The sequence below is a fragment of the Yersinia sp. 2540 StPb PI genome (genome assembly GCF_052217165.1).
Classification (GTDB): Bacteria; Pseudomonadota; Gammaproteobacteria; order Enterobacterales; family Enterobacteriaceae; genus Yersinia; species Yersinia enterocolitica_E.
Map to the genome: position 1 here is coordinate 2901442 of NZ_JAZGQC010000001.1, position 12370 is coordinate 2913811.

Here is a 12370-nt window from a genome sequence, read left to right on the forward strand (position 1 = left end):
TTACCTCACCTTAGAAAGCAAATGGCGTGCCATGATTTATGGTATTGATTTTAATCAGATAAAATTAAAGTTAGTCATTATGACATTGATGTGTCATTGTCATAATGACTAACACTATGTCGGAATGACAAAATATGAGTTTATCCATTCAGTCACTGGCCAAAATTGCCATTGAGCTACAGGGCGGCTTATCAGGGCAAGATCGTTTTCAGACGTTAGTTAGTAGCTTGCGGCAATTACTGCAATGCGATGCCTCGGCACTTTTACGTTATGAACATCAATTGTTCCGACCCTTGGCCATTGATGGTTTATCACCGGATGTGTTGGGGCGGCGTTTTTCGTTGTCATCCCATCCGCGATTAGAGGCTATTGCCCGGGCAGGGAATGTGGTCCGTTTCCCGACTGACAGCCATCTGCCTGATCCCTATGACGGCCTGATCCCGGGCCATGATGAGCTAAAAGTCCATGCCTGTATTGGTCTGCCCTTGTTTGCTGATCAAACACTTATTGGTGCATTAACTTTCGACAGTATGAACCCGCTGCAATTTGATGGGTTCAGTGATGAAGAGCTTAAACTGATTGGCGTATTAGCGGCCTCGGCGCTGAATAATGCACTTTTAGTCGATGTGTTGGAGAAGCAAGCGCTCCCTACGGTTAGTTCATTAAGCATCCAAAAACAAGCCACACCAAGCTCGGAAGACGAGATGATTGGCCTGTCACCGTTGATACTGCAACTAAAACATGAGATAGGGGTGGTAGCAGGTTCAGAACTGAATGTGCTAATCACCGGAGAGACGGGGGTCGGTAAAGAGTTGGTTGCTCAGGCAATTCATCATTTATCACCCAGAGCTGCGAAGGCATTAATCTATTTAAACTGTGCCGCCTTGCCCGAGAATGTGGCGGAGAGCGAATTATTTGGCCATGTGAAGGGGGCTTTCACCGGTGCAATACATGACCGAACCGGTAAGTTCGAAATTGCCGACAATGGCACACTATTTCTTGATGAGATAGGCGAACTTTCATTGGTACTTCAGGCCAAATTACTCCGTGTTATTCAGTACGGCGACTTACAGCGCGTCGGTGACGACAGTACCAAGCGGGTGAATGTGCGTATTATTGCTGCTACCAATTGTGATCTTAAACAAGCAGTTATCGAAGGACACTTTCGCGTTGATCTGTTTCACCGTTTGAGTGTATTCCCGTTACATGTTCCACCGTTACGGGAACGGAAAGGGGACATTGTTCTGTTAGCGGGATTTTTTGTGGAGCGGATAAGAAAGAAACTGGGGCTTCAGCAGTTGGGCATCCCGGCCGCCACACTTACTCTGCTAGAGAATTACAGTTGGCCCGGAAACGTGCGTGAATTGGAACATGCTATTTATCGTGCTGCGGTATTAGCGCGCGCCTCACAACCGGCGACAGAATCTGCGCAACTGCATGCTGACTTATTTAATATTACAGTCACCACTATACCGGGTATTTCACCGATATCAGTCAGTGAGGATCAAGGTACCGCGCCTGTAGACCTGCAAGCGGCGACCCGTGATTTTCAGCGGCAGGTTATCATGCAGGTTCTTCAGGAGCATGGGATGAATTGGTCGGCATCTGCTCGCGCGCTAAACCTTGACGCAGGCAACCTCCATCGTCTTGCCAAACGGCTCGGCATAAAACGATAGGAGGCCGCCGTCACCAACAGTCCATTTTATCCAACGGTTGGTGACGTGCCTGGGTAAATGAGCATTAACCGGATAAGGAATCAGGATTTTCGGCAATGAAACGTTCGGCATCCTCAACCATCGAATAGGTGCCGACAAAGAAGGGGACTCGTTGATGTAATTGCTCTGGTGGAATATCCAGAATACGATTTAAACCATCACTGGCTTTCCCCCCGGCTTGTTCTGCCAGCACAGCCATTGGATTGCATTCATACAATAAATGGAGTTTGCCGCTCGGATAACTGGCCGTGCTTGGGTAAAGGTATATACCACCTTTCAGCAGGTTACGATGAAAATCCGCCACGAGTGAACCGATGTAACGGGAAACATAAGGGCGGTGGGTTGCCGCATCCTGCTCCTGACAATATTTAATGTATTTCTTCACCCCGGTTGGAAATTTAATGTAATTCCCCTGGTTGATGGAATACATGCTGCCAATTTCTGGATAACGCACTTTTTCATGTGATAAGCAAAAAACGCCGAGGGATGGGTCATAGGTAAATGCATGAACGCCATAACCGGTGGTATAAACCAACATTGTTGATGAGCCGTAAACGACATAACCCGCAGCCACCTGCTGGCTGCCAGATTGCAGAAAGTCCGCCTCGATAGCCGGTTGACCGACCGGGCTAAGCCGCCGGTAAATAGAGAAAATAGTACCAACGGAAACATTAACATCAATATTTGATGCACCATCAAGCGGAGCGATTAAAACGACATATTTCCCCTTTTGTGATTGTGCATCTTCAAATATGACAATTCCCTCTTCCTCAGAAGCGATACCTGCCACTTCCCCACGTGCTTTCAAGGCGGCTTTAAGCTTTTCATTGGCGAATAAGTCCAGTTTCATCTGCACTTCGCTTTCAATGGCGGGCATCCCTGCGGTACCCAGAATATCAAGAAGACCGGCTTTATTGATATCTCGGTGAATAATCTTGGCACCCAATTTAATTGAAGAAAGTAATGCAGTGAGTTCGCCGGTAGCGTGCGAGAATTCTTGCTGCTTTTCGACAATAAATTCGTCTAACGTTTTCATGATACGGTCCCTGAATCTACAGTAGCCATCAGTCCTCTGATGTCAGTTCGGTCAATTTTTCTGTCGGTTTCTTTTGACCAAGCGGGTTATTACCCCAACATTGTTCATATTTCCAACCCGTCAGTTCTTCAATCGTTGCGCGGGGGCCAGTAGCAATGTCAGCTATCGCACCACCGGCCTTAATCCGGGCAATTTCTGCCAACAGAACCATATGACTCTTTCTGTCGAGTTTCATCTGTGTGGTATAAAAAATTGCCACTAATGCCAGCGCGGTTACACCGATGGCAAAGACGCCAACAATCGCCTGAACCGCGGTTTCTGGCTGCACCGACTGACCGGAGACAAAGCCAAATCTGCTGAGTGTCCAGCCCATCGCAAACACAATAACCGAACGAACCATCTTGCCAGCAAATGTCATTGCACCCGCATATAGACCCTCACGCCGACGCCCTGTGAGCACTTCATCTACATCAGCGAGGAAGGTATAAACGGTCCAGGGAATATAGTAAATACCGCCGGTACTCAGACCAAAAACCACGGTGATCGCGAATAATACAATGACAGTGGTCGTGTCAGACCAACCGGTAAAATAGAGCGCGGCATAGGCAAAAACACTGACAATCACCACCTGTAATGCAATACGGAAAGGACGGGCAAAGCCCATTTTCACACAGATACCGATAAAGAATGCGGTCGAGATCAGTTGCATAATCGAACTGAAGCTATTGAGTTGCGACACCAGAACAGCACTTTGGCGTAAACCGAAAATGATAAAGTAGGTGAATGAGGAAGCGAATAACCACTCGGCACCAAATCCAAATAGATACATCCCTAAATGTTTACGGAAAATACGGAGCCGAAATGTTGACGCCATATCAATACACATTTTTTTCAGCGCCTGAAACAAACTACTGGTGGTCTCTTTAACCACTTCACTGGCCGGGCGCTCCCAAGAAGAAACGTACAGGAAGATCATGGCACAACACATGATAGCCCCATATGCGATGCCGGTATAAAGGAAGGGGGCCGGAGAATCCTTGCCATAGAGCGCAATAAATTGCCCTGGAATAAAGGCCGCCATAAAGTTGGCAACTTTTCCGAATATCGCTTTTGATCCCGTCAACTTGGAGCGCTTAGCAAAATCGGTCGTCATCTCTGTGGCTAGCGTTTCGTATGGCACCATGATCGAGGTGTAGATCAATTCAAACATGGCATAGGTTATCAAGTAGTACCAAAAGCCAAAACCACTCACCCAAAGTAGGGGATAGAACAAGACCAGCGGAATACCGATGAGGATAAAGAAGCGACGACGACCAAACATGCGGCCAAGGCGGGTGTTATAAAAGTTATCGGTGATGTAGCCCATGATAGGGTTACTGATGGCATCAAGAATGCTGGCCAGAGAGAATATGGCGGCAGCCTCAACGACAGAAAGCCCACAAAACGTGGTATAGAAATACATAAGCCACGCGCCACTGATCGCCAATGCACCACTGCCCAACAGGTTTGCACTGCCGTATGCAACCGTGTGCCTGACAGTTATTTTCTTTTCCATTTGCATCCCTTCATTTAAATGAAACAATGTTTCATATTTATCGATCTTGCGTTTCTTTATAATCCTCTTGCTGTGTTTAAAATGAGATCACGATCACGATCTGGTGGGTTGTATGAAAAAAAACGCATTTTTTATGAATAAATATCTATATCTGAATCTCGCTAGAAGAGTTTCTGTGGCTGGCGGGCGGGGAAGGTGTCGCTCAATAATCATGAGCATTATGCAGAGTTACTATTTTTGTGACTCATATCACAAAAATATTGAAATGCTGTTTTAAAAAAGTAAGCTTTATTTAGTGATGCAGATCACACAAATAAATCTCAACGCTCTCAGAGGAACAGCCAATGAAACACTTAAATAACATCAGTAAATTGTTTGAAAAACTGGGCGATGCTTACGATGATTTCTGCCAGCGTATTGGCTCTATTGTTTCTCCATTTTGATGGGGTGCAGTAGCTGCAGTCACTCGAGTTAGAAAAAGGCGTAAACCGAGTTTATCGCCTTTTTCTAGTCGAATTGACTTTATCGCTTATGAGCTATAAGTGATCGAAATCTGATGCGTCGTGGCGCTCAGGCAACTGCTCATTTGGTTCTCCCCAGGTCCGATTGACGATACGCCCACGTTGCACGGCTGGTCGTTTCGCAATATTCTCCGTCCAACGTATTAAGTGGGTATAGGATTTCACATCCAGGAACTCCCCGGCTTCATATTGCAAACCTAAAACCAAATTGCCATACCACGGCCAGATGGCGATATCGGCAATCGAATATTCATCCCCTGCGATATACTCATGTGTTTTGAGCTGAGTATTGAGCAAATCAAGCTGGCGTTTAGCTTCCATGGTAAAACGGTCAATCGCGTATTCGATTTTTACCGGTGCGTAATGATAAAAATGACCAAAACCCCCGCCTAAATAAGGTGCCGCGCCCTGTAGCCAGAATAACCAGTTCAGTGCTTCCGTTCTCTGTGCGTGATCTTTTGGCAGGAAATGGCCGAACTTATCCGCCAGATAAAGCAAAATAGCACCGGACTCAAAAACTCTCACCGGAGTCGGCGTTGAGTGATCCATCAGCGCGGGGATTTTTGAATTAGGATTCACTGCGACAAAACCACTTGAGAACTGGTCGCCTTCACTTATTCGAATCAAGTGGGCATCGTACTCTGCGCCTTTCTCGCCCAGCGCCAATAACTCCTCCAGCAGAATAGTGACCTTCTGACCGTTGGGTGTCGCCATGGAGTAAAGCTGTAACGGATGTTTGCCAACAGGCAGGGCCGCTTCATGACGTGCGCCTGCTGTTGGGCGGTTGATTTTGGACCATACACCGCCACTCTCGTTATTTTCCGTCCAGACCTTTGGCGGCTGGTATTCGTTATCTTTCATCATTGATTACCTTATTTCAGAATGAATACGAACTTAATAATACGCATAGTGATTATGCATCAATAATAAAAGATAACAGGGATAATATTTGTTGTTAAGCGCAGGCATGGACCGGGCACCGTTGGCAGTAGGCCAAAAGAGCATCACCAGTCAAATTTCATACAGTACCTTTGATGCTTCTTCAACTTGCCGCTCCAGCAGTTTGAGCGTTTTGGATAATACGTTTTCTTGTTCTTTGAACCAGTTATCTTTATCGGACAAAGAGGTGACAAGCTGCCAAGAGTCTTCATCCTCTAATGCTTCCAGTTCACGCAACATCACGTCAATTTGATCTCTGACCTGCTTAATTTTTCTGCGTAGCCGTTCAAGATCGTCAATACAGTCACTTGCCATTAGCGGTTCAAACCCACGTTTTAAACTCTCGAGTAACGCGTTAATTGCGGGGAAATCTCCCCGTTGCCGGGCTTGATTGAGCTGGACCATCAGTTGATGTGCTTTCTCTTTAAACTCATCGGCGACTAAATCTGGATGGCAGAGTCGACTGGCTTGCCGCCACAGGCGTTTTAGTTCTTGGCGCTGATCAGCTGACAGTTTTTGCTCATTACTATGCCGCTGTTCGGCATCTTTTTGCTGCTCCTGATAGCTCTCGTACTTCTCTTTCGCTTCTTCCCGAGCTTTACGGGTTGACTCAGTATTGCGGGTACAAAAACCCTTTTCCAGCTCTTTAATTTCCGCCAGCAGTGCGGCGATTAAATCCGTTTGTTGCTGAATCTGTTGTCGTATCTCAATGGTTTCACTCGACATAGCAGAGAGCGCTAACCAGCGCTGTTTTAACGCGGCAAGTTCATCAATGGCTTGAGATATATACTGCTGGCAGTTGCGATAATCGCGTTCCCTGCGCCGGGCTTCGGCCTCCGCTTTACGCAGAGTACATTCCGCCAACTGTTTACGTAACTGGAGGATTTTATTCATCAATGGGCCAAGGCGCACCAGATAGAGATCATTAAAGTCATCCAGCAACTGAACCCGCTCGTTACGTTTATCGATTAACTCGCGTAACTGTTCTTCCAGTGCTTTTAGCTCCATTTTACAGGCGGCCAATTCAAGGTCTTGCCACTGGGTGACAGCTTGTTTACTCGCCAGCCAGGCTGCAATTGCGTCTAGCGCATGCGTAAATTTCCCTTGTTCAATTTCCATGGCAATAAAAGCCAGCACCGCGTCCTGGGATTCGCTTTTAAGATAAGGCAGTTGTTGTCGGATAATATCCTCATCTTCAAGCTCAATAGCACTTTTAATGATCTCCAGCCGTTTAATGAGTTTTTTCATAAATATTGGATTTGCTGATAGCGTAGACAGGATAGCGACATACTAAACAACAGGTGCAAATTGTTCCAGATTAATAAGAATTTTCTCATTAGAATGGCCCGTTTCATGCCACAAAAGTGACTTTCTTATCATCCAGACCCAATGAGCGGCCAGGGGACATGACTGTCAACACAGAAATTGTAATCGGTGACGATGAAAACAGATATGGTAAATCGAATATATAATTGACTTTAACGCCAAGACTTCTAAGATAATCTCAGTATTCAGTCTTGGAGATTCCATGATTACACTCACGCCATTGCAGCTTTTCAAAAATCTGTCCGACGAAACACGTCTGAATATCATCCTGCTGTTGCGAGAGTCGGGCGAGCTATGTGTTTGCGAGCTTTGTGACACATTGGATGAGTCTCAACCCAAGATCTCCAGACACTTAGCAATGCTGAGAGAATCTGGACTTTTACTCGATCGCCGTGCAGGGAAGTGGATTCACTATCGCCTGTCACCACATATCCCAGCTTGGGCGGCCACGGTGATTGAGCAGGCCTATCTTAGCCAACGAGATAAAATCGTGTTGCTGGCGAGCGGTAATGTAGCCTCGGGCGGTAAGGTAATTTGCCGCTAATACAGTAAAAATTTGCCTAATCATATGTGAATTTTCATATTTGATTGGAAGAGAAAGCAGATAGTAGGAAGGATGGTCTGGCTCATCTGGCCGCTGATGTTTAATCCATTAAAATTTACCGGGCAGGAGAGAACTCTTGCCTTTCGGGGGCGGTATGTTGTTGGCAGGTGCTATTTTTGTCCTGACTATTGTGCTGGTTATCTGGCAACCCAGAGGGTTGGGAATTGGCTGGAGTGCGATGCTCGGTGCGGGACTGGCGTTACTGACCGGTGTGGTTCACATGGGTGATATTCCTGTGGTGTGGCAGATTGTCTGGAATGCGACCGCGACTTTTATTGCCGTGATCATCATCAGTCTGCTGTTGGATGAATCCGGTTTCTTTGAATGGGCCGCACTGCATGTGGCTCGCTGGGGCAATGGCCGTGGCCGTTTGCTGTTTACTTACATCATCTTATTAGGTGCAGCAGTGGCGGCACTGTTCGCTAACGATGGTGCCGCGTTGATCCTGACACCGATTGTGATTGCGATGCTATTGGCGCTGGGCTTCAGCCGTGGTGCTACGTTGGCTTTTGTGATGGCAGCCGGATTCATTGCCGATACAGCCAGCTTGCCACTTATTGTCTCGAATCTGGTCAATATTGTCTCGGCTGATTTCTTTAATCTTGGATTCACTGAATACGCGGCAGTGATGGTGCCGGTTAACCTGGCCGCCATTGCGGCGACGCTGGTCATGCTGCATCTGTTTTTCCGCCAAGATATTCCTGCCGTTTACGACCTGTCGCTGTTGAAGGCACCAAAAGAGGCCATCCGCGATATCAACACCTTTAAAACCGGGTGGTTGGTGCTGGTGCTGCTGTTGGTGGGTTTCTTTGGCCTGGAGCCACTTGGTGTGCCTGTCAGTTTGGTCGCCGCCGTGGGGGCGCTGATATTGTTTGCCGTAGCGAAGAAAGGACATGCCATCAACACCGGCAAGGTGCTACGTGGTGCGCCATGGCAAATCGTTATCTTCTCACTGGGTATGTACCTGGTAGTCTATGGCCTGCGCAATGCGGGACTGACTGATTACCTGTCCGCCTTGTTGAATCAACTAGGGGAGCAGGGATTATGGGTGGCTACGCTCGGTACCGGGTTCCTGACGGCGTTCCTGTCTTCCATCATGAATAATATGCCGACCGTGTTAGTGGGGGCGCTATCGATTGATGGCAGCTCTGCCACCGGCGTAATCAAGGAAGCGATGATTTATGCCAACGTCATCGGCAGTGATCTGGGGCCGAAAATCACCCCGATAGGTAGTCTGGCGACCTTATTGTGGCTGCATGTACTGTCACAAAAGAATATGACCATTACCTGGGGCTATTATTTCCGAGTCGGCATTGTCATGACGATCCCGGTGCTGTTGGTTACGCTGGCAGCATTGGCGCTGCGATTATCAATGATGCAATAACTATTGTTTACCCCCCAGAAGGCAATGCCGGCTGGGGTTTCAATGAGAGATTACCCAAATGAGCAATGTGACTATTTACCATAATCCGGCCTGCGGCACATCGCGTAACACGCTGGAGTTAATTCGTAACAGTGGCACTGAGCCCACGGTTATTCTGTATCTGGAAACACCGCCAAGTCGTGAGGTGTTGGTAAAATTGATCGCGGATATGGGGATCACGGTTCGGGCGTTATTACGTAAAAACGTCGAGCCTTATGAGCAATTAGGTCTGGCAGAAAAGACCTTCAGCGATGACCAACTGGTTGATTTTATGTTGCAGCATCCCATCCTGATCAACCGCCCGATTGTGGTCACGCCACTGGGTACCCGGTTGTGTCGACCTTCTGAGGTGGTGTTGGAGATTTTGCCTGATGCGCAACGTGGTTCATTCACCAAGGAAGATGGTGAACGGGTGGTCGATGAACAGGGCAGACGTGTAGATAAATAATCAGACATTCAGCGGGCATTCTCTATTAAATGACGCTGGGTTTCTCAGCAATCGCGTTAATTGCGTCTGAACTGTCAATTTGCTCGATTACGTATGCCAATATAATCGAGCAAATTAGCCTGCTACTTCACATATTCAATAAGCTGTTTATCTTGGGATTCTGTGCAACAAACAGAGCTTCTAAATAGCTTATATAGAATATTCCGATTGTTTTGCAATATCTAATATTGATCGAAGTAATGTCCTGAATCCTGGTTTGTCTGTCCAATTTGGCGCTCCAGAACGCATGTATTCGATAGAGATAATATCGGTAACACTAACGCCGGAGAGCTGTTTTAATGAGTGGTAACCCATACTCTCTAACTTCGCGAGAATGAAATCACTCCCTCCGCTAATCCCGTGTAATCTCTTACGTAACTTAATACTTTCTTCTTTAGAAAACATGATTTTCTTTACGCTATAAGTAAACAATAAGGATCTTCAGATGAAGAAGTAAACGACAAAATATCACGGAACTTTAAATGATAATGCCACTACGATATTTAACATTTTAAATATAAATGAAAGTTAAACGGTTGGTATATTTATTAATTTGAGGATTTACTGCGCCTGAAAGTACCGTTTAGAAAAGTGTTTATAGGTCACTGCTGATTAGAAAGAAAAGCATCGACGATTAACCTGCTCGATGCTTTAAATTCCGCCTGACTATCTGTTATTGCATCAATTATATAAGGTTGAAATGTTCAGCATTCGCTATTTAAACGGGCATTCTATATTCAATGACGCCGGGTTTCTCAGCAATCCAGTTATACAGTTTTTGAGCTGTCAAATTACTCTCCTGAGTATGCCAGTATAATCGAGCACATTGGCGCTCCTGTGCCTGTTGGTTTACATATTCAATGAGCTGTTTACCAACATGTTTACCTCGGGATTCTGGGGTAACAAACAGGTCTTCTAAGTAACAGAAATCATTGATGGCCCAGCTTGAACCGTGAAAAACATAATGAACGAAGCCAAGAATTTTTTGGCCTTCTCGCGCTACTGCACAATACATCGGGATCTCTGCTGCAAAGAACCGTTTCCATGTTACTAGCGTTGCCTGTTCCGATAACTGAACGTTATAAAATTTCTGGTAGTCCAGCCAATAGGGCAGCCATTTAGCGTAATCATCTACTTGTACTGGGCTCACTGAAATAGTATTGGTATTATCAATCATATCAACCTCTTGCATTCATAAATAGAAATATAAACCTTTAGAGATTGAATCATAGTTTTTATAGTGGTCTTACATAAGGTACACTTTCTTCATTTTTCATGGATCCACTTTACAATGAAAAAGAACGATGCCAACTTCCCCAGTTTATTGCTTAAGAAAGGCGTAATTAAAGAGCAGTTTCATCATGCGCTAAAAGAATTGATCCTCAATGGGCAATTAAGGTCGGGAACTAAACTACCTTCCAGCAGAACGCTTTCTGAAATGATGTCAATTTCCAGGAATTCGGTTATTTCGGGTTTCGAACGCTTGATTGATGAAGGCTATCTAATTACCAAGAAGGGCGCGGGTACTTATGTTTCATCCATTATTCCTGATGAAATGATTCATATACAAGCTACTTCCCAATACCAATGTGCTGATGATAAAAATATCGAACTCAATATTAATCCGCAGATGAAAGTAATGTCTTCAATTTGGGATAAATCCTCACCTTATACCGGACAAAATCGAATATTTAGTATTGGAATAGGGTGTACAGATTTATTTCCTCATGAACTTTGGGGGCGGTTATTAGGGCGAGCGTGGCGGCAGTTTCGCCAGCAGATTGGGCAATTAAATGAACCTTTAGGATTTCAGCCATTAAGGATGGCAATATCTGATTATGTTCGAACCACACGTGGTTTAAATTGTAATGAAGACCAAATACTCATTGTTAATGGGACTCAACAGGCAATGAATTTGGCGGCACAAGTTCTGTTGCAAAGGGGCGATGAAGTTTGGCTGGATGAACCAGGATATGATGGTGCTTTAGGTGCATTTACTTCTATGGGTGCCAAAATTTGCCCTGTAATCAGTGATAAAGACGGTATGGATATTTCCTATGGCATCAGGCGCTGGCCAAATGCCAAAATGATTTTCACTTCTCCTTCACATCAATTTCCCCTGGGCGGAACATTGAGTTTATCGAGGAGGATGGCTTTACTTGACTGGGCGGCTGAAAATAAAACGTGGATTTTTGAAGATGACTATAATAGTGAATTCCGCTATACCGCTCCGCCGATACAAGCTCTTCAGGGGTTAGATAAACAACAACGAGTAATATATGCCGGAACCTTTTCAAAAATGATGTTCCCCGAATTTCGCTTAGGTTTCCTGGTGATACCGAATAATCTTATTGAGTCATTTAAGCTCGCTAAATACTATGCAGATACGCGTACATCTTATTTAGAACAAGCCACACTGGCCACTTTTATTTCTGATGGTCATTACGCCCGCCACGTGAGACGGGTCAGAAAAGCCTGCTACGAACGTAAAAAAGCAATAATAGACGCCATACAACGATATCTGCCAAATAGTTTTAAGATTGAACCTGCTGATTCAGGTATTCATATTGTCTGCTGGTTATTAGACAATATGAAAGAGCAATATATTATCGATAAATGTCGTAAAATTGGGCTAGGGGCACAACCACTTTCTCGTTATTGCCAAACAAATTCGCCAGAACAGGCTATATTATTAGGTTTTGCCGCTCATTCACCTGCGGAAATCGTAGCAGGGATACAGCGGCTGGGCCAAATAATTGCCTAA

The 12370-nt window shown here is 45.5% G+C and carries 10 protein-coding genes; 5 read left to right on the top strand and 5 right to left on the bottom strand.

Going from position 1 to position 12370, the window contains the following annotated elements:
• The first annotated feature begins 134 nt into the window (after positions 1 to 134).
• Positions 135 to 1676: a nitric oxide reductase transcriptional regulator NorR gene (norR, locus tag V1956_RS13255; protein WP_420074500.1), complete on the top strand. Its 1542-nt coding sequence runs from the start codon at positions 135 to 137 to the stop codon at positions 1674 to 1676.
• Positions 1677 to 1740: 64 nt separating this feature from the next.
• On the opposite strand, the gene fbp is transcribed toward norR, so the two are convergent.
• The 4 genes from fbp to V1956_RS13275 form a co-directional block, all read right to left on the bottom strand.
• Positions 1741 to 2751, bottom strand: a complete 1011-nt coding sequence (fbp, locus tag V1956_RS13260; RefSeq protein ID WP_420074499.1) for a class 1 fructose-bisphosphatase — start codon at positions 2749 to 2751, stop codon at positions 1741 to 1743.
• Between the two features lie 28 nt (positions 2752 to 2779).
• The gene (locus tag V1956_RS13265) at positions 2780 to 4306 is read right to left on the bottom strand and encodes an MFS transporter (protein WP_442825211.1); all 1527 of its coding nucleotides are present in this window, start codon (positions 4304 to 4306) and stop codon (positions 2780 to 2782) included.
• A 536-nt stretch (positions 4307 to 4842) separates the two neighbouring features.
• On the bottom strand, positions 4843 to 5688 hold the full coding sequence (gene yghU, locus V1956_RS13270) for a glutathione-dependent disulfide-bond oxidoreductase (protein WP_372559904.1): 846 nt from the start codon (positions 5686 to 5688) through the stop codon (positions 4843 to 4845).
• A gap of 150 nt (positions 5689 to 5838) precedes the next feature.
• Positions 5839 to 7014, bottom strand: coding sequence for a DNA repair protein (locus V1956_RS13275; protein WP_420071043.1), 1176 nt, complete (start codon positions 7012 to 7014; stop codon positions 5839 to 5841).
• 280 nt (positions 7015 to 7294) lie between these two features.
• Between V1956_RS13275 and V1956_RS13280 the strand changes: the two genes are divergently transcribed.
• The 3 genes from V1956_RS13280 (at position 7295) to arsC (ending at position 9567) form a co-directional block, all read left to right on the top strand.
• A complete protein-coding gene (locus tag V1956_RS13280) occupies positions 7295 to 7636 on the top strand; it encodes a metalloregulator ArsR/SmtB family transcription factor (RefSeq protein ID WP_420074497.1) in 342 nt (113 codons plus the stop codon).
• 154 nt (positions 7637 to 7790) lie between these two features.
• Positions 7791 to 9080, top strand: a complete 1290-nt coding sequence (locus V1956_RS13285) for an arsenic transporter (protein ID WP_372559903.1) — start codon at positions 7791 to 7793, stop codon at positions 9078 to 9080.
• 58 nt (positions 9081 to 9138) lie between these two features.
• Positions 9139 to 9567 (top strand): glutaredoxin-dependent arsenate reductase, encoded by a 429-nt coding sequence (arsC, locus tag V1956_RS13290; protein WP_372559034.1) that lies wholly within the window; start codon positions 9139 to 9141, stop codon positions 9565 to 9567.
• 757 nt (positions 9568 to 10324) lie between these two features.
• Here the strand turns inward: arsC and V1956_RS13295 are convergent.
• Positions 10325 to 10783: a GNAT family N-acetyltransferase gene (locus V1956_RS13295; protein WP_420071044.1), complete on the bottom strand. Its 459-nt coding sequence runs from the start codon at positions 10781 to 10783 to the stop codon at positions 10325 to 10327.
• 114 nt (positions 10784 to 10897) lie between these two features.
• Here V1956_RS13295 and pdxR point away from each other — a divergent pair, with 114 nt between their 5' ends.
• Complete coding sequence (pdxR, locus tag V1956_RS13300; protein ID WP_442825212.1) at positions 10898 to 12370, top strand: MocR-like pyridoxine biosynthesis transcription factor PdxR; 1473 nt, start codon at positions 10898 to 10900, stop codon at positions 12368 to 12370.